Origin of the sequence: Bdellovibrio sp. ZAP7 (assembly GCF_006874645.1) — a bacterium.
Taxonomy (GTDB): domain Bacteria; phylum Bdellovibrionota; class Bdellovibrionia; order Bdellovibrionales; family Bdellovibrionaceae; genus Bdellovibrio.
On record NZ_CP030082.1, the window covers coordinates 640,347 to 659,319 of the forward strand.

Annotated in this window: 16 protein-coding genes; 13 read left to right on the forward strand and 3 right to left on the reverse strand. The window is 45.9% G+C overall.

Annotated features, from left to right (window positions below; translation table 11 throughout):
* Positions 1-18 precede the first annotated feature (18 nt).
* The 3 genes from ftsW to murC are packed head-to-tail and all read left to right on the forward strand — an operon-like array spanning position 19 to position 3,600.
* Positions 19-1,170 carry a putative lipid II flippase FtsW gene (gene ftsW, locus DOM22_RS03200; RefSeq protein ID WP_142698998.1) on the forward strand — a complete coding sequence of 384 codons (1,152 nt, stop codon included), beginning with the start codon at positions 19-21 and terminating at the stop codon, positions 1,168-1,170.
* On the forward strand, positions 1,163-2,236 hold the full coding sequence (gene murG, locus DOM22_RS03205) for an undecaprenyldiphospho-muramoylpentapeptide beta-N-acetylglucosaminyltransferase (RefSeq protein WP_142698999.1): 1,074 nt from the start codon (positions 1,163-1,165) through the stop codon (positions 2,234-2,236). The genes ftsW and murG overlap by 8 nt, the downstream gene beginning before the upstream one ends.
* The gene (gene murC, locus DOM22_RS03210) at positions 2,233-3,600 is read left to right on the forward strand and encodes a UDP-N-acetylmuramate--L-alanine ligase (RefSeq protein ID WP_142699000.1); all 1,368 of its coding nucleotides are present in this window, start codon (positions 2,233-2,235) and stop codon (positions 3,598-3,600) included. Before murG ends, murC begins: the two co-directional genes overlap by 4 nt.
* A gap of 70 nt (positions 3,601-3,670) precedes the next feature.
* Here murC and DOM22_RS03215 read toward each other — a convergent pair whose 3' ends face one another.
* A complete protein-coding gene (locus DOM22_RS03215) occupies positions 3,671-4,216 on the reverse strand; it encodes a hypothetical protein (protein ID WP_142699001.1) in 546 nt (181 codons plus the stop codon).
* A 480-nt stretch (positions 4,217-4,696) separates the two neighbouring features.
* On the opposite strand from DOM22_RS03215, the gene DOM22_RS03220 reads away from it, so the two are divergent.
* A complete protein-coding gene (locus DOM22_RS03220; RefSeq protein ID WP_142699002.1) occupies positions 4,697-5,293 on the forward strand; it encodes a hypothetical protein in 597 nt (198 codons plus the stop codon).
* Between the two features lie 73 nt (positions 5,294-5,366).
* Here the strand turns inward: DOM22_RS03220 and DOM22_RS03225 are convergent, their stop codons facing one another.
* The gene (locus DOM22_RS03225) at positions 5,367-5,879 is read right to left on the reverse strand and encodes a hypothetical protein (RefSeq protein ID WP_142699003.1); all 513 of its coding nucleotides are present in this window, start codon (positions 5,877-5,879) and stop codon (positions 5,367-5,369) included.
* Between the two features lie 224 nt (positions 5,880-6,103).
* Between DOM22_RS03225 and DOM22_RS03230 the strand changes: the two genes are divergently transcribed.
* Positions 6,104-7,252 (forward strand): BamA/TamA family outer membrane protein, encoded by a 1,149-nt coding sequence (locus tag DOM22_RS03230; RefSeq protein WP_142699004.1) that lies wholly within the window; start codon positions 6,104-6,106, stop codon positions 7,250-7,252.
* A 1-nt stretch (position 7,253) separates the two neighbouring features.
* Here the strand turns inward: DOM22_RS03230 and DOM22_RS03235 are convergent, their stop codons facing one another.
* On the reverse strand, positions 7,254-8,771 hold the full coding sequence (locus DOM22_RS03235) for a methyl-accepting chemotaxis protein (protein WP_142699005.1): 1,518 nt from the start codon (positions 8,769-8,771) through the stop codon (positions 7,254-7,256).
* A 255-nt stretch (positions 8,772-9,026) separates the two neighbouring features.
* On the opposite strand from DOM22_RS03235, the gene DOM22_RS03240 reads away from it, so the two are divergent.
* From DOM22_RS03240 to acnA, 8 genes are all read left to right on the forward strand, one after another.
* Complete coding sequence (locus DOM22_RS03240) at positions 9,027-9,773, forward strand: cell division protein FtsQ/DivIB (protein ID WP_142699006.1); 747 nt, start codon at positions 9,027-9,029, stop codon at positions 9,771-9,773.
* A 124-nt stretch (positions 9,774-9,897) separates the two neighbouring features.
* Positions 9,898-11,157, forward strand: a complete 1,260-nt coding sequence (gene ftsA / locus DOM22_RS03245) for a cell division protein FtsA (RefSeq protein WP_142699007.1) — start codon at positions 9,898-9,900, stop codon at positions 11,155-11,157.
* Between the two features lie 66 nt (positions 11,158-11,223).
* Complete coding sequence (gene ftsZ / locus DOM22_RS03250; RefSeq protein WP_142699008.1) at positions 11,224-12,942, forward strand: cell division protein FtsZ; 1,719 nt, start codon at positions 11,224-11,226, stop codon at positions 12,940-12,942.
* Entirely contained in the window at positions 12,942-13,688 is a 747-nt protein-coding gene (locus tag DOM22_RS03255) for a UDP-2,3-diacylglucosamine diphosphatase (RefSeq protein WP_142699009.1), read from the forward strand. Before ftsZ ends, DOM22_RS03255 begins: the two co-directional genes overlap by 1 nt.
* Positions 13,689-13,750: 62 nt before the next feature.
* The gene (locus DOM22_RS03260) at positions 13,751-14,311 is read left to right on the forward strand and encodes a hypothetical protein (protein WP_142699010.1); all 561 of its coding nucleotides are present in this window, start codon (positions 13,751-13,753) and stop codon (positions 14,309-14,311) included.
* Positions 14,312-14,313: 2 nt separating this feature from the next.
* Positions 14,314-15,591, forward strand: coding sequence for a metallophosphoesterase (locus tag DOM22_RS03265; protein WP_142699011.1), 1,278 nt, complete (start codon positions 14,314-14,316; stop codon positions 15,589-15,591).
* An 87-nt stretch (positions 15,592-15,678) separates the two neighbouring features.
* Positions 15,679-16,227, forward strand: coding sequence for an NUDIX hydrolase (locus DOM22_RS03270; protein ID WP_142699012.1), 549 nt, complete (start codon positions 15,679-15,681; stop codon positions 16,225-16,227).
* A 16-nt stretch (positions 16,228-16,243) separates the two neighbouring features.
* Entirely contained in the window at positions 16,244-18,922 is a 2,679-nt protein-coding gene (gene acnA, locus DOM22_RS03275) for an aconitate hydratase AcnA (RefSeq protein WP_142699013.1), read from the forward strand.
* The last annotated feature ends 51 nt before the right edge of the window (positions 18,923-18,973 follow it).

An 18,973-nucleotide genomic window follows, 5' to 3' on the forward strand; every position in this document is an offset into this window, starting at 1 on the left:
CGCCTTTGGGAGTCCATCATGTTTAGATATTTATCAAGCAGCTTATTTCTGGCAATCATCACACTTTTAGGCATCGGCCTGGTGCAAGTTTACTCTTCCAGTTTTATCTTCGCGATCGAGTCTTATGGAGACGGTCTTTTCTTTTTCAAACGCCAATTACTTTTTGCCCTGATCGCTGCCTGTGTTCTGGTCGGCACAGTTCATATTCCTTTCCGAGTTATTGAAAAGCACGGATGGATGTTGTGGTTTGCTGCTGCCGTCGGAGTCCTGGCGACGTTCGTTCCTGGTTTGGGTGTGCGTGTGGGGGGAGCGATTCGTTGGATTCAGCTGCCCTTCGGTATTCGCTTTGAACCAGCGGAGCTTTTGAAAATCGCTTTCTCGGTTTGGTTCGCAAGTCTGCTGTGTCGTCGCGATAACATTTTGGGCCACGTGAAGTGGTGGTGGTTGGCGCTGGCTTTGATTGTTCCGTTGTTTCTGTTGCTGCGCCAACCTGACTTCGGAAGTTTTGCGATTATCCTGATGGTTGCAGTAAGTTTGCTTTTCGCTTTTGGTTTGCAATGGAAATACATCGTGGCTTCCATGGCTGTGATGTTACCGGCATTTTATTTCCTGGTGATGTTGGTTCCTTACCGTCGTGCCCGCGTTCTGGCGTTCTTGGATCCCTGGTCTGATCCTGCACAAAAAGGCTTTCAAGTGATTCAAAGTATGTTGAGCTTCCACTCGGGTGGTTTGACGGGTGCGGGTTTGGGGCAAGGCCAAGGGAAGCTATTCTTCTTGCCGGAGGCCCACACGGATTTTACTTTGGCAGTTTTGGGCGAGGAAATGGGCTTTGTCGGGTTCGTTGCCATCATGGCTCTTTATGGTTTTGTGGTTTTCCGCGGAATTCAAATCGCTATCAAAGCTGAAGAACCTTTTAAAAGAGCATTGGCTTTGGGGCTTTCCATGACTTTCGGTTTAAGTGTGTTCATCAACGCAGGTGTGGTGATGGGTCTTTTGCCAACAAAGGGGCTGACGCTGCCCTTCTTAAGCTACGGTGGCAGTTCCCTTGTCGCTTTGTGTTTTATGTTCGGATTGATTTTGAACATTGAAAATTCCTTCGAAGAGGATAAATTCTCTAAACGTTTCGGTTCATCTCGTTGGAACGCATCGAAAGTGAAAGCACATGACTAAAAGAACTGTTGTGATCGCTGGGGGTGGCACTGGTGGCCACATTTACCCTGGGATCGCTATTGCGCGCGCTATTCAGAAGTTGGATCCCTCCGTGGATGTTCACTTCGTTGGAACCGCGCGCGGTATGGAATCAAAAATTGTTCCTCGTGAAGGTTTTCCTCTGCACTTGATCGAATCCGGTCAGCTGAATGTGAAAAGTCCCATTAAAAAATTGAAGACGGTTCTGCGCATGCCTTTAGGCTTGTGGCAGTCCTTCCGTTTGTTGATGCAGTTAAAACCTCTCTATGTGATCGGTGTGGGCGGTTATGCTTCAGGGCCTTTCGTTCTTGCTGCCAGCATTATTGGCTTTAATACGGCCGTGTGGGAGCCCAACGTGATGCCAGGAATGGCGAATCGTTTCTTGTCTCGCTTTGTTGATAAATGTTTCGTGGTGTTTGAAGAGTCCCGAAAATTTTTGAAAAACAAAGAAGTGATCCAAGCGGGGATGCCGGTTCGAGAAGAAATCGAAAAAGCCATTCATACTGCGCACAAAGATGAGAAGTTTCATCTTTTAGCTTTCGGGGGAAGCCAGGGCTCCCGAGTTATTAACACCTGCCTTAGCGACGCGATCATTGGCGGGGGAGATTGGACCAAGGATTTATCTGTCGTTCATCAGTTGGGAAGCGCGGATTTTCCTCTGGTTTCTGTCAAATATCAAAATTCTGGCGCCAATGTGGATTATCATGAGTATATCTTCGATATGCCAAAGTATTATCAGTGGGCAGATATTATTGTTAGCCGTGGTGGGGCCAGTTCCATTGCGGAGGCGGCAGCATTTGGTATAATTCCTATTATTGTGCCATTACCAGGAGCTGCGGATGATCATCAGCAAAAAAATGCAGAGAGCCTTGTCGCCCGAAATGCGGGTCGCATGATTTTGCAGAAAGATTTAACGCCTGAAAGATTGATTTCAGAAGTACAATCTCTTCGCCAAGATAAAGCTTTGCGTGAGCAAATGGTTAGGAATATAAAAGATCTTTATGTTCCCCAGGCAGCAACAACCATCGCAAAGGAAATCTTGCAATGAAATTACAACACGCCAAATTCCACTTCGTAGGTGTCGGCGGCATCGGTATGTGTGGGCTCGCGGAACTTTTGCACAACATGGGAGCGAAGGTTTCAGGTTCTGACATTGCAGACAATGCGAATACAGAACGTCTGCGCGAAATGGGTGTGAAAGTTTATAAAGGCCACACGGCCTCAAACATCGGTGATGCTGATGTTGTGGTTTACTCTTCCGCTATTCAATACGGCAATCCAGAAATTTATGAAGCTCGTGCTCGTCAGATCCCGTTGATCCCACGCGCAGAGGCCTTGGCAGAGATCATGCGTTTGAAACGCGGTATCGCTGTTGCTGGCACGCACGGGAAAACAACGACGACATCAATGACGTCGGCGATCTTCCTTGAAGGTAACATGAAACCAACTATCGTGGTGGGTGGTCGTTTTGAAATGATCAAATCCACAGCCCTTTTGGGTGAAGGTGAATGGTTGGTGGCAGAGGCCGATGAATCAGACGGAAGCTTTAACAAGCTGACGCCTGAAATCGCTATCATCACGAATATCGATTCTGATCATTTGGATCACTATAAAACTTTCGAGAACTTGCAAAAGAACTTCTATGACTTTGCCTTGAAGGTTCCGTTCTATGGAAAAATTATCGCGTGCGGTGATGATCCTATCGTTCGTCAAATTTTTGAAAACTTCCCAAAACGTATTTTGTTCTATGGTTTTGATGAAAAGAACGATTTGGTTTTAGCGGGCGAGCAAGGAAATTATTCTTTGTATCGCAGCGATCGTCTGCTGGGGACCCGCCACTTGGTGGGTAAGTTTAAGCTTAATGTTCCGGGGCGCCACAATGCCTTGAATGCTGTGGCAGCGATCTGTGCTGGGTTGGCAGCGGGGATTCCATTTGAAGTGTGTGCAGCGGGTCTGCAACGTTTTGATGGTGTTGATCGCAGATTCCACTTCAAAGGCGAAAAAAGCGGTATCAAAGTTTATGATGACTACGGTCACCATCCAACAGAGGTGCGCGCGGTTCTTCAAGCTTTCCGTGAAAAGTATCCGAACAACCGTTTGGTCGTTTATTTCCAACCGCATCGTTTCTCTCGTACTCAGCACTGCTGGCACGATTTTACGACCGCGTTTATGGAGGCTGATCAGATCTTGCTAACTGATATTTATCCTGCGGGTGAAGCTCCAATTCCAGGGATCAGTTCTGAAAAGCTTGCCCAGGAAATGAAGCATGAACATGCGCAGTATTTCTTGCGTGATGATAAGTCATCGCAAAAAATAGTATCGATGCTTAAAGACGGAGATGTTTTCATCACTTTGGGTGCGGGCGATGGTTGGAAATTAGGCTTGGATGTTTTAGATAAGATCCAAAATTAGTACAGAGCTAAAGACACACTTTATCCAAAAAAAAAGCCGGGCATAACCCCGGCATTTTTATTTTTCAGAACTATTTTCTTAGTTCTTTTACTTGTTCCTGAAGTTCATTGATACGTTTGAACAAATCAACAACTTGGTCCAACGCTTTGTCGGTTCTACCGCTGCGAAGGCTTTCATAGATATTAGATGTTCTTGTTTCAAGACCTTGCAGAGCTTGAAGAGAAACTGTCTCTTGGATTTTTACCACAACAGTTTCTTTACATACCGGAGCTGGTTTTGGAAGTCTTGGAGCATTGCCAGCAGCCATTTTCAAGCATGTCACACGGTCATACTCGTCAGCTTTATTGCCGCAATAGTTAAGTACCGCGTCTGAATAATCAGAACCCGCACCGGCTTTGTAGCAATCAGCCACATAAGAACCAAAGCTCAATTGGCTACAGATTTTTGTTACGCCAAGGGAGATGGATTCACCATCAATCGCTTTGTTACACTCTACGCTAGCAGAGGAGTTGGAAAGACTGTCGCAAACACGTTTTGCATTGGCATCTTTGTAAGCCGCTTGCGCGAAAGATGCAGTAACCAAAGACATCGTTAACATTAAGATCATTTTTTTCATCGTTTTCTCCTGATTAGTTGTTAGTCAAACTTGCCAAATTGCGAGCACTTTAAAGCCTCGAGGGCCATGGAATCTCGAGACATCTAAATTAACCGCAATCCAGTTTATTCGAAGAGCTGGCTTTGCTAGAGGTGTGCCAGAGGTGCTTTCAGTTGCAGAAACAGAATGTGCACGGGCAACATAATGAGAATGATCTTTCCTTAAGTGAGACGAAATCATGCATGTTTCATCGTCACCAGTGCTCGATGTTCCCCCATATAATGAACCTGAAATTGCTTTTTCCATTGAGAGAATGAGGAAGACATCTCTTTCAGATCGGAATGAGACACGAGAATTAGCGTCTGGAAATATTAGGACGTAGAACTTTTCATCATGAAGGTCTTTTAAACAGTCCTCAGCAAATACCTTCCAGCTCAAGGCTGGATTCATACGAGTACGAGACTTGCATTTGTAAGCTTCTATAATTTACCGGGGGTTTGAATGAATGTGCGTGTGAGACAGCTCATTATCTTGGTTGGTGTTCCGACGCTTTTATTGGGATATCAAAACTGTGCTAAGGTGGCCTTGAGCTCGGTCCAGGACGGTGCTCTTCAGTCCCAGGCTCAGCCCCTAAATTCTCCCTCGGCTCCTGTGGATGCCGATCCAGAATCAGAAATGGAAGTTATAGATGGTGATGATCCGGTTGATATAACTGACGTTGAAGTGGCCAATGCCGTGAAGGCTTGTGAAAGCAAAGAGGTCTTTTCGGCTCCGGCCACGAACCTGGTTGTGAAATATAATCACGAAGTCATTCGAATGGATGCATACTCGGTAAGATCTCTTTCGGGGAATCATGGTGATATTATTCTGCGTGCCGCGGATCAAAGCGGAACGATTGAATCGGTCAGCAATACCAATCACTCATTGATTATTTTGTGTGGGTTCAAAACGATCGATACCATTAAGGCCATTCAAGATCGCGTGATCGTAGTCGGAGGCGAGATCGGAAGTCTTCGCGCCGTTCATAGCCGAATCGCACTGGTGAAAGCTTCTGCAAAAGCAGTCAAAGAAACGAAATCGATTATTAACAAATACTAAAAGTCTGTTCCCCCAGGTCAGGCTTTGAAATAAAAAAGAGGATGAGTTTATCATCCTCTTTTTTTATTTCACTTTAGTTCTTCAGCTTTTTCTTTAGATCTTCGATGCGGTTGTAAAGATCTTCAAGTTGTTCCAGGGCTTTGGCTTTATTTCCCCCGTTGACACTATTGTAGATATTTTCAGCTCTTTCCTGAAGTCCTTCCAAGGAATGAGTTGATACAACCTGGATACAGGCGGGGGTTGGTTTTGGAAGTTTGCGGGCATTACCTGTCGCTGTTTTCAAGCACGTGATACGATCATACTCGTCTGCTTTAGCCGAGCAGTAGTTCAAAACCGCATCGGAATAGTCATTTCCGGCGCCAACTTTAAAGCATTCAGCGACATAAGTTCCGAAACTCAACTGACCACAAAGTTTAATGACTCCCAAAGAGATCGCCTCGCCTTCGATGGCTCTATTACACTCAACGCTGGCGATGTTGCTAGAGAGGTCATCGCAAATGCGCTTGGCGTTGGTGTCTGTGTACGCGGCGTGAGAAAAAGATGCGGAGACAAGTGAGACGGCGATTATCAAAATGGCTTTCGTCATGATTTATTCCTCTGCTTTAAAGGCCATGTCTATATTGAGAATGCGGGAAAATGTCTAGCGACAGTTTTGCAATGGATAAAACACTCACCATGTGTGGCGCGATAGTAATGTACGTTTTGTCAACGTTTACTAAAATTGCCACAAGGCTATCACACGAATCTTAACTGTTAAGAAGCATCGCATGAGTACGTTTGTGAATATGAAATTACCCATAAACTACTGTAATGAAAAATGTGTTTATGGCTCTTTGTGCTTCCATCGCCATGAGTGTTGGCAACGCCATGGCATCAACCTCATCGATATTCTTTGATCCCGAAGATCATTACCTTGATGCCAGTGAATGGCTGCTGAAACATCGCGGCTTCTTACCAGTCCCCATTATTATTACGGAACCAGCGGTGGGGACCGGTGGCGGCGTGGCGCTGCTGTTCATGAGTGACAGTGATGGTGCCCGCGAGGCTCGTGCTTCAGAAGCTCACAAGCGCTTTATTCCTCCTACCGTGACGGGTGTCTTGGCCGCGGGTACTGATAATGGAACAAGATTAGGTGGCGCATTCTATGTCACCAACTGGAATCGCGATCGCTGGCGTTACCTGGGTTTCGTGATGGCGGCTTCTGCTAATTTGGATTTCTATGGTTTGGGGGGATTCAATAGTGCCGATGATATTCATCTTCAATATAATTTGAAAGGCGGCGGAATTTATAACGATCTTAGGGCGCGTATCGACGACAGTAATTTCTTTATTGGCGGACGCTATATTTATACAGATATCAGTGTCGATTTTAAAACGGGTGCATTGCCACCAGTTCTGCAAGGCGAAGGCGTCGATAATCGCAATGGCGGGATTTCGGTCTTATTAAGCTATGACAGTCGTAATAACACCATGTCGCCGCAACAGGGGCTTTTGGCAGAGTATCGTTATTATATTTTCAGTGAAAACTTAGGTGGGGATCTTGATTACCACGTACAAGCTCTGGATCTGCAAGGTTTCACCCGGGCAAGTGAACAATGGGGTTTCGCCGGACGATGGATCTCAAGATGGGCAGATAGTGATGCGCCTTTTTACGCCAAGCCATTTATTAATTTACGTGGAATTCCAAAACTGCGCTATCAAGGCGATATAGCATCGTCTCTTGAAGGAGAAGTACGCTACAACCCACATCCCCGGTGGGAGCTCTCGATTTTTGGTGGAGCAGGGAGGGCGACAGATTCCCTCAGCAATATGAATAATGCCGACACGGCGTCGGCATATGGTGCAGGATTTCGGTATATGATGGCGCGCCTTTTAGGATTTCAAATGGGCGCGGACATCGCCCGCGGCCCAGAAGAAACAGTGTTCTATATCCAGGCCGGTGGTGCTTGGGGCTTTTAGATTAACCAGCCATTAACTTAGTCAAATCATCGACGACGTTTTTCATGACTTCGGCTTGAGTGTTTAATTCTTGCGAAGCATTGGAACATTCTTGCGCCGAAGTGCTGTTGGAAAGTGTGATTTTTTCCATATCAGTCAAAGCCTGGTTGATCTGTGCTATGCCCAGCTCTTGCTCGGCACTCGCGGTTGAGATCTCTACATTCAAACTTGAGAGCTTTTCAATGGAGCTTACAATTTCTTTCAAAGAGGATTCGCTGGCGCGAACAACCGCGTGGCCGTGTTCAACTTTTTTCGCACTTTCGTTGATCAAAGTCGAAATCTCTTTTGCGGAGGTGGCACTTCTTTGTGCAAGACTGCGAACCGCATCTGCCACAACCGCGAAGCCTTTGCCATGTTCCCCGGCACGAGCGGCCTCTACGGAAGCATTCAAAGCCAGTAAATTTGTCTGGAAGGCGATGTCGTCGATTACGGTGATGATCTCTTCAATTTTTTTCGAGCTTGCGGAGATGTCTTCCATCGATGAAGTCAGCTTGCGTACTTCTTGTTCGCCGGTGTGAGCTTTTTGAGAAGCTTGGAAAGCTAGATTCTTGGCTTCGCTGGCGTGTTCGCTATTGCGTTTGACCATGCTGGAGATTTCTTCTGTGGATGCAGATGTTTCTTCAATCGATGCAGCTGCTTTTACGGATGACTGTGTTACTGTTTGGCTGGAAGCCAGAATCTCGTTACTGGAAGTGGATACCTGCGCGCCTGCTTCATTGAGTTTTGAAATCGACTCAACTAGGCGGCCCAAAGGTTTACGAATTAACAGATAGGAGATCACCAAGATCAATGCAGAAATCAACGACGTCCACCACAAGATAGAGATCGAAGCACTGTTAGCTGCAGCGGTCACTTGGTCTGTTGATGATTTCACGGCAAAGATGCCATGAAGTTTTCCGTCTTTCCAGTCTTCCATCGGGAAACCCAGAATGTCTTTGCCATTGCCCCAAGGAGAAGTTGACGGATGGCCGTGGCATAGCAGGCAACCTTGTTGTTCGGACAAGCGGACGGGGCGATAAACTGTAATCGCACCATCTTTGTTTTCTACGTATTCTTTCAAATCGATATTGGATTCAAAGCGTTTGATGATTTCCATTTCGGAAACCGTTGGCGTGTTTTCTTTGCGACGGGGATTTTCTGCAAACACGCGGAAAGTATAAAAATCTTTATCAGCGTTTTCGAATCCAACTTTGATGGAAGCAAAGATTGGCACTTTGTGCAGAATGCGTTGTTGCACTTCTTCAGGAAGTTTTCCATCTGGGTGACTTACCACCGCATGTTTGATGTCTTCGTCCAGCCCCCCTTGGGTGGCGACGTAGCTACGGATCGCTTCAAGGCGTGATAAGATTGCCCGGGATTTTTCCACAAGCTGATCCTGGCCTTGGTTGTGAATTTTAGAAGATGAAATAGCAACGGCAGCGAGTGAGCATACCAAGCTAGATGCGGCGATATTGATAATGATCTTTGATCCGAATTTCATGATTGTAATATCGGCGATGGAGTCATTCACTATATGGAGAGAAGTTCGTGTAATTCTTAACAAAATTTAAGAATAAAACCTTGGTCGAGTTTGTGAGGATTTCTCTCCCACTCCGTTGGAGTTCAACCATTTTCGGTAGGAATTCTGTGACCTCTTCTTTGGTCGCGTTTATATTTGTGGGTCCTTAGAGTGGTAACAAGGTCGAGTGAAAATTGCTAATCTGGTTTCACAAAGCCATTCGTTTGGAGAGTTCTGGTGAAGAAGTTGGTACTGAAATTAATTTTGGGATTCATTGTTATACCAGCGGCTTTGGTAGGAACGTTCTATTATTTGAATGAGCATGGCTTTTTCAATATTGAAAAAGTTGAAGTCGTTTTAGAAAATCCTCCACAAGGACAAGAGCAGTTTTTAAAACCAAACGTTGATGCGTTGGAAGAGCTGCTTGCGAAATACAAAGGCGAGTCTCTTTGGAACATCAAATTGAAATCCGTTTCAACTGAATTGAAAAAGCAAGAGTGGATTGAAAGCACACAAATCTCCCGTTCGTGGCCAGCGACACTTTCTTTGCGCGTTCGTCCTTATGAAGTAAAGCTCCTCTATATGGCTAAAGGTGGAAAACTTGTGCCGATCATCAAGAACGGTGATTTCTTGGATGCGATTGAAGCCAAGCAAGCTCCGGATGTTGCGATTTTGGATGGCGATGCTTTCGCTAAGAAAAAGGAACTTCGTAAAAAAGCTGTTGATGTGATCGAGCAAATTCCTGCTCAAGGATCGTTCAGCAGAAAAACAATTTCTGAAGTTCGTTACGATAATAAAGAAGGTTTTTGGATGACCTTGATCAAATCCGGAACGCAAGTGAAAATCGGTGAAGAGCAAGTGGCACTAAAGGCAGCGCGCGTTTCTCGCGTCGTAGATTACCTCGAAACCAAGCAGTTTGACGCTCGCGTCATAGACGCGGATCTGTCGAAGAAAGTCCTTGTCAGGTTGCGTAAGGATCCCTAAGCTTAAGTCTGGAAGACCATCTAAAGTCGAGCTCAGGTTCGGCTCAAATCGAATAAAATGATTTTATTCGTCGGTCTCTCAAACAAAGACGCCCAAATAGGGTGTCATATACGAGGACTTAGGGATGAGTACATCAAAACCGAAAGCTCCGGTATTGGCTGGTTTGGATATTGGTTCGACCAAAGTATGTTTCGTCATCGGAACCGTCAATCCCGAAGGGAAAATCGAAGTCGCGGGAGTAGGCACTGCTCCTAATACAGGCATCCGCCAGGGTGTTGTCGTTAATATTGAGGCAACAACCGATTCAATTAAAAAAGCAAAAGAAGAAGCAGAGTTGATGTCTGGTTACAGCGTCGGCGAAGTATGGGTTGGCGTTTCTGGCACCCATATCTCTTCTTTCGATTCTAAAGGTATGGTCGCAATCAAAAATCGTGAAGTGACACCTTCCGAAATTGATCGCGTGATTGAAGCTGCGAAAGCCGTAGCCGTTCCCACAGACCGTACTGTTTTGCACATCCTTCCTAGAGAATTCAAAGTCGACGGCCAAGACGGAATCACTGATCCAGTGGGTATGTCAGGTATCCGTTTGGAAGCGAATGTTCACATCGTAACAGGCAGCCAATCCGCAATTCAAAACACAGTTAAATGTGTTGAAAAAGCGGGACTGAAAATCGCTGGTTTGGTTTTAAGCCAACTGGCTTCTGCAACAGCTGTCATTTCTAATGATGAAAAAAATCTGGGCGTAGTCGTGGTCGATATGGGCGGCGGTACTTGTAACAACTTGTACTTCGTTAATGGCAGCGTGGCTCACTCTTCTATTATTCCAGTCGGTGGTTCTCACTTTACTCATGACGTCGCTGTAGGACTTAGAACTCCTCAGTTCGCGGCGGAAGTTTTGAAGAAAAAATACGGGTGCGCTATGGCATCCATGGTGAACGACAATGAAACAATTGAAGTAGAAGGCGTTGGCGGTCGTAAAGCTCGCGTGATCCCTCGTAAGGATCTTGCAGATGTGATTGAAGCCCGCGCTGAAGAAACATTGAATCTGATCGCTAACGATATTCGTATGAGCGGTGTGATGCCAATGTTGGGTTCAGGTATTGTTCTTACTGGCGGCGCAAGTCAGTTGGATGGCCTGATTGAAATGGGTGAGTTTATTTTTGATATTCCGGTTCGCAGAGGGGCTCCTTTGGAAATCGGAGGTCTGACTGATGTAGTGAAGTCTGGTGAGTTCTCGGCAGCAGTTGGATTGTTACAGTATGGTTTGTCACAACGTAAAGATTTGTTGATGAGCCAGCATACACAGGAACTTGAGATCAATATCGGTGAGTCGATCAACGGCTTGACGAAACGTCTTAAGGAAATGTTTGAGAAAGTATTTTAGTTTTTAAATTTACTCGGTGGAGGCTGGAGGCCTCTGGATCTTTTAAGCATCGTCGGGAGGGACAACATGTTTGAATTAGAAGAAAATATCAATATCGGTGCGAATATCAAAGTTGTAGGTGTCGGCGGTGGCGGGAGCAACGCAGTATCTACAATGATCGCTTCTGAAATGGGCGGCGTTGAATTCATCGTGGCAAACACAGATATCCAAGCTTTGAACTCACACAAAGCATCTAACAAAATCCAATTGGGTATCGATTTGACAAAAGGTTTGGGCGCTGGCGCAAATCCGGACGTAGGTCGTCGTGCTGCGATCGAATCTTACAATGAAATCGTAGAAAAACTTGAAGGCTCTGACATGGTATTCGTAACTGCCGGTATGGGCGGTGGTACGGGTACGGGTGGTGCTCCAATCGTGGCGAAAATTGCTCGCGAATTGGGTGCTCTAACTATCGGTGTTGTGACTAAGCCATTCTTGTTCGAAGGTAAAAAACGCGGCAAGCACGCGGATTCTGGTCTTCAAGAACTTAAAGACAATGTTGATACATTGATCGTTATCCCGAACCAAAAACTTTTGACTATCGCAGCTGAAAAAACTCCTCTATTGGATACTTTCAAAAAAGCTGACGAAGTTCTTTTGCAAGCGGTTAAAGGTATCTCTGACTTGATCAACATCCGTGGTTTGATCAACTTGGACTTCGCCGATATTCGCACTGTTATGTCTTCTAAAGGTATCGCGATCATGGGTACTGGTTCTGCTAAAGGTGAAAACCGCGCAGTAGAAGCAGCAACGGCAGCGATCTCTTCTCCACTTCTTGAAAATGTTAAAATCGATGGTGCAACTGGCATCATCGTTAACATCACTGGTGGTTCTGAACTTTCATTGTACGAAGTGAACGAAGCGACAACTTTGATCACTGAGGCAGCTCATGAAGATGCAGAAATTATCTTCGGTGCGGTTATCGATGAAACAATGGGTGAAGAAGTACGTGTGACTGTGATCGCAACTGGTTTCGATTCTCACGAAGTGAAACTTGTGAACGACATGGCTCAAGTAAACCAAATGCAAAACTTCTTGAACCAACAAACGGCTCAATTCGGTATGAACAACAACATGGGTATGAACATGGGCATGCAAATGCCACAAATGCCGAACATGCCGCAAATGCCTCAGTTCCAAATGCCACAAATGCCTAACATGAATCAAATGCCTGTTATGCCTACAATGCCAACTATGCCGGTGATGCCTCAACAAGCTACACCAGTTGAACTGCCGCCTATCGCAGCAGTGCAGTCCCAAGTGATGAACTACACTTACCAGCAGCAAGTGGAAGTTCCGGTCACTCCGGGGTTACCCCAGCAACCGGTAACTGAAACTGTAACAGTTCCGCCGGTAGCACAAGTAACTCCGCAAGTTGCACAACAAGCAGCTCAGTCTGTGGCAGCACAATTGCCTCCACAAGCTCAGCCGCAAGTTATGCAGCAAGCTCCGGTTCAGACTCAACCGGCTCCAGAGATGGCAACACCAATCCAACCACAAGTTGAAGGTGTTTCTCCTCGTGATTTGTTGTTGGCTAAGGCTCGCGCTTTCAAAGAAAGCCAAGACCTTAAAAACCGTCATGCAAATCCAGAGCAGTTGTCTATGAACGTAGACCACGAACAACAATCATTGGAAGAAGCTCGTCGTATGGCACGTGAAGTGTTGAGCTCTCCATTCTCTTCTCAAAACTTGGAAGTTCCTGCTTTCATCCGCAAGAAACAAGGTTTTGATTTGAAACAAGACTAGTGGAAGCCTGGTTCATATCCGACATCCACTTGAAATCCGCTGAAGAGCGCAACGGGCAAATCCTGTTGCGCTTTTTGCGTTCTTTGCGACAGGGTGATCCGTCTAAAGTTCACCTTTTCATGTTGGGAGATATTTTTGATCTTTGGATCGGTGGCTCTGAATTCTTTGGGCGTAAGTTCCAGCCTTTGATGGATGCGCTGAAAGAATTGAGAGAGGCTGGTGCAGGCATCACCTATATTGAAGGTAATCACGATGTTCACGTCGAAGGTTACTTTAAGAAAAAATTGGGCGTCGAAGTTTTTGTCGAAGCTCAATACTACAAAATCGATGGTCTAAACGTGCGAGTCGAACACGGAGATCTGATCAATCTGAATGACATCAAATACTTGAAATATCGCGCCATCATTCGCAATCCCTGGGTGAAGCCATTGAAAGACGTTTTCCCTGGACGTTTCTGGGACTATATCGGCAATCGGGCGAGTAAAAAAAGCCGTGAACGCAGTGGTCATTATCGCCACCGTAATGAAGAGCAACTGGTGACGATGATCCGTAACCATACTCACCGTGCCTACGATGAGGGGCCGTTTGACGTGATTATCTCGGGCCATATGCATGTGTTTGATGACTCTATGGTCGAGACTCATGGCCGAAATGTCCGCTCTGTGAATTTGGGTTCGTGGTTCGAAGAACACATCAAAGTATTCCGTATCAAAGATGGCATTTGCGACTGGGTCACGATTTCCTAGGTCCGGTCATTGACCCGAGTTCGGTTCGCTTTTAAAGTTTCCTTCTGATGGAGGAAAATCCTATGCGTTACCTAATGATCGTAGTTCTGTCTTTGTCTTTCGCCGCTTGCTCTACCAACCGCAATAAAGCTGAAAAAATCGATACGAAACTTGAAAACCCTGCTCCTGTGGGCAGCGGAAGTATCGGCATCAAAGATGGCGATATGGTTTATCAACGTAAAGTCGCAATGAATGAACAACTGCGCACTTTGGAAAATGAAGTTTACGATCTTGAAGCGCGCGTCTTTGGTGGCTCTCGCTATCTGGATAATCGCGGTTTGTATGGTGTGCTTCGTGATTGCCGCATTCAGATGGGCGATACGGATAACGCTGGCGACGGAAAAATGCGTTGGACGGAAGCTCGCACTTACGTGACCTCCGAGGAAGACTTCTCAAAAATCGGTGTGGAAAATAAAAAAGACATCGTGGGTGTCACTGAAGAAGGACTTCGTGATCGAATCGATCGTTTTAAAGGCTACAAAGAAGTTCTGTTGAAACGTCAGGATGAATACGAAACAAAAGTAAAAATGTGTGAGCTTGAGTTGAAACAGCAAAAAGCGAAAAGCAAAGTTGAAGGGACTTAAGAATGCGTTTGAGTAAATCTTCCGCTTTAATCTCATTGGTATTTCTTGCGGCTTGTGCACACAAGCCTTCTGACAAAGCGGAAAACCTGACCTACGTTGGCTTAGCTGATTCCAAAACTTCATTTGTAAGAACGATTGCGCCAAAAGACGGTAAATGTCCAACGGTGCAATTCGCAAAAGGCCCTGGCGAAATCGAAGTCTTGCCGACTCAAGAAGCGAAGTTCGATACGGCAACTTTATGTGAGGCGAATATTCCTGAGGGAACGAAGACAGTCATCGTGGGCGAGCGTCAGATTGCAATTCCTGAATCTCCAAAACGTATCATCATCTTTGGAGATACGGGCTGCCGACTTAAAGGAAATTACTTCCAGGATTGCAACAATCCGAAAGAGTGGCCCTTTGCCCGTATCGTGAAAGCGATCGACAAAGAAAATGCTGATCTGATTGTTCATGTGGGTGACTATCATTACCGTGAATCCTGCAATGATCCTGTAAAGTGTGCTCCCTTTAAGGATACTTTGGGTTACGGATATCGCGCCTGGGAGGCTGATTTCATCGCTCCAGCGACGTCTTTGTTGCAAGCAAAACCTTTTGTCTTTGTTCGCGGAAATCACGAAGATTGCCAGCGTGCTCACGAGGGCTTCAGTAAACTCCTAACTCCGCTGGGTGAAAATTCCTGTTCGCAATTCCAAGAAACTCGTTATACAAGCTTCGGTAATATGTTGATGGTGAATTTCGATAATTCCACTTTGTCAGATCAGAAGTTAGATCCAAAAAGTCCAGAGATGGCAGTATGGCGTGCGCACTATCGCAAGATGGTGAACATGATCAACTCTCGTCCCGAAACTGAAGTGTGGTTGATGGTGCATCGTCCGATCTGGGGCTTAGCTCCTAACTGGAATGGACCTGCCGCTGTCTTGCCGGTGAATTTGAACATGCAAACACTGACGAAAGAAATGCCTTTACCTAAAAAGGTAAAATTCGTTTTTGCGGGTCACATTCATAACACGCAGATCTCAACCGGAAATCATCCCGTCCACATCGTTATGGGAGAGGGTGGTACTGCTCTGGATTATTACGATGCTGCTACTCGCAGATTGATTCCTGCAGGTTTCACAGTGCTTCCATCCAATCACGGCTACATGGTTTTGGAAAAGGATACTCAAGGAAAATGGATCGGTACGGTCAAGGGTTACGAAGGGCAAACGAATTTCGTTTGTTCGCTAGAGGATCCCAAAATGCCATGTGATGCTCCGGTAAAGAACGAAGTGACAAAATAGTTTCAAGCAAAGGCCTCCAACACGGAGGCCTTTTTATTTTCGATAAAGCCCGTGACTGACTAAAGTCGAGCGTGAGATCCTTTACCTATGAAGCATCTCGAAGAAAAAACTCTCTCATCCAAACGTATATTCCAAGGCAGATTTTTGAAAGTGGAGCAGGACCAGGTTCAGGCTCCTGATGGGAAGATCTATCATCGCGAGTACATTATTCATCCCGGCGCGGCCATGATGATTCCGATGCTGCCAAACGGGAACGTGATCATGGTTCATCAGTATCGTCATGCTGTGAAGCAGGTGATGCTCGAGTTCCCCGCGGGCAAACGCGATAAGGGCGAGGACAGTTTGGTCACGGCTAAGCGCGAACTTATCGAAGAAACTGGATATTCCGCAAACGAGTGGAAATTTTTGACTCCCATTCATCCGGTCATTGGCTATTCCAACGAGCAGATCGATCTGTATTTGGCAAAGGACCTTAGCAAGACCGAGCAACGTCTGGATCACGGTGAATTTTTGGAAGTGGTGGAAGTCGCTCCCAAGGATCTGATGATGCTTATTCAAGAGGGTAAATTAACTGATGTAAAAACCCAGATAGGCGCCTTTTGGCTTGATAAAATTCTGCGCGAGGAGTGGAATTGAGAGGGAGGATCCCCTCATGTTGGTACAGTCAAAAGACAGCTTCAAAACTAAAGATAAACTTAAAGTCGGTGCGAAAGAATACACGATCTTCAATCTGAAAAAGATTTCGCACCCAAACCTAAAACGCCTGCCGAACTCGCTGCGAGTTCTTTTGGAAAATCTTCTGCGTCACGAAGACGGTGTGCATGTCACGAAAGAAGATATCGATTCACTTCTTAGTCTTAACAAAGAATCTTTGTCGCGAGAAATTTCGTTTTTCCCGGCGCGCGTTTTGATGCAAGACTTCACCGGCGTTCCTGCCGTGGTGGACTTGGCAGCAATGCGTGATGCGATGAAATCGTTAGGTGGAGATCCGACGAAAATCAATCCGCTGGTCCCAGTGGATCTGGTGATTGACCACTCGGTGATGGTCGATTCCTTTGGAACTCCTTCAAGTTTTCAAGAAAACGTGAATATGGAATTTCAGCGCAATCATGAGCGCTATGTGTTCTTGAAATGGGGGCAGCGTGCTTTCCAAAATTTCCGTGTGGTTCCCCCAGGTACAGGTATTTGCCATCAGGTGAATTTGGAATACTTGGGTAAAACGATCTGGAATGCAAAAGGCCAACACGGCGAATACGCTTTCCCCGATACGTTGGTGGGAACTGATTCCCATACGACTATGGTAAACGGTTTAGCGGCGCTTGGCTGGGGTGTCGGTGGCATTGAGGCGGAAGCCGTGATGCTGGGGCAGCCTTTAAGCATGCTGATTCCTGAAGTGATTGGCTTCCGTTTGGAAGGCAAGCTGAAAGAAGGCACAACTGCCACCGATCTGGTTCTAACTGTGACTCAAATGCTTCGTAAAAAAGGCGTTGTCGGTAAGTTTGTTGAATTTTATGGCCCAGGCTTAGAAGGTCTTTCGCTGGCAGACCGTGCGACGATCGCAAACATGGCGCCAGAGTATGGTGCGACTTGTGGTTTCTTCCCAATCGATGAAGAGACCATGAAGTACTTGCGCATTTCGGGGCGTGATGATGAAACGATCGCGTTGGTAGAAGCTTATGCCAAGGAAACTGGAATGTGGCGTACCAGTGACGATGAGCATTTCTTCTTTCACGATACTTTGAAATTAAATATGTCTGAAGTGGTGCCTTCGTTGGCGGGGCCTAAGCGTCCTCAGGACCGCGTGTTATTGGATAAAGCGGCCAGTGATTTCAGTACACAGCTGACTTCAGGTTTCAGTGTGGCAGCTGATAAATCCGCGAAAGACAAATTCTCAGCCGATGTTGAAGGTCAGAATTATAAATTGGGCCACGGCGACGTGGTTATTGCTGCGATCACCAGCTGTACAAATACGTCCAATCCATCCGTTATGATGGGGGCGGGCTTGGTTGCAAAAAAAGCAGCGGAAAAAGGATTGAAAGTTAAACCTTGGGTGAAAACTTCGTTAGCACCAGGTTCGCAGGTTGTGACTGATTATCTTGAGAATTCTGGGCTGCAAAAATATTTGGATCATTTGGGCTTTAACCTTGTGGGGTATGGTTGCACGACTTGTATCGGTAACTCGGGTCCACTTCCGGAACACATCGCGCATGCGGTGGAAAAAGGAAATCTGGTTGTGGCCTCGGTTCTTTCAGGGAATCGTAATTTCGAAGGTCGTATCAATCCTCATGTGAAAGCAAATTATCTGGCGTCACCGATGCTTGTCGTGGCATATGCCTTGGCGGGAACGATGCAATTGGATGTCATGAAAGATCCAATTGGTGAAGACGCTCAAGGTAAGCCAGTCTTCTTGAAAGACATCTGGCCCACGAATAAAGAAGTTTACGATATCGTCAATCAAACGGTTGAAACGAAGATGTTTAAAAACCGTTATGGCAATGTGTTCGCGGGAACTGAAGACTGGCAAAAAATCCAAACAACTCCGTCGCAAACATATGCTTGGGATGACAGTACCTATATCAAGAACCCTCCATACTTTATGGGTATGAAGAAATCACCAGAGAAATTGTCTGATGTCAAAGGGGCAAGAATATTGGCGATCCTTGGGGACTCCATTACGACGGATCATATCTCTCCTGCAGGAAGCTTTAAAAAAGATTCTCCAGCCGGAAAATACTTGATCAGTAAAGGTGTGCAACCAGTTGATTTCAATTCCTATGGTTCACGTCGTGGAAATGATGAAGTAATGGTGCGCGGAACTTTCGCCAACATCCGCATCAAAAATGAAATGCTGCAAGGTGTGGAAGGTGGAATGACCAAGTACATCCCTTCAGGCGAGCAAATGTCGATCTTTGATGCTTCCGTAAAATATCAAGCCGACAAAACACCCTTGGTGGTTGTGGCTGGTAAAGAGTACGGAACAGGTTCTTCCCGTGACTGGGCAGCCAAAGGAACAACTCTTTTGGGTATTCGAGTAGTGATTGCGGAAAGCTTTGAGCGCATTCACAGATCTAATTTGGTGGGAATGGGCGTGTTGCCTTTGCAGTTCCACGCAGGAATGGATCGCAAAACTCTGCAACTGGATGGGTCTGAAGTTTTGGATATCGTGGGTATTGAGACTATGAAACCACAACAGGATATTACGGTGCGAATCACGCGCTCCAACGGCAAAACCGAAGAAGTGAAAGTGAAGTCCCGTGTCGATACAGCGGTTGAATTGGAGTACTTGAAAAACGGCGGTATCTTGCACTACGTTCTTAGAAAACTAATGTAGTTTTCGATTTTTTGTACAAGTTCTGGACAGGCATTTAAATTTTTTAAATTC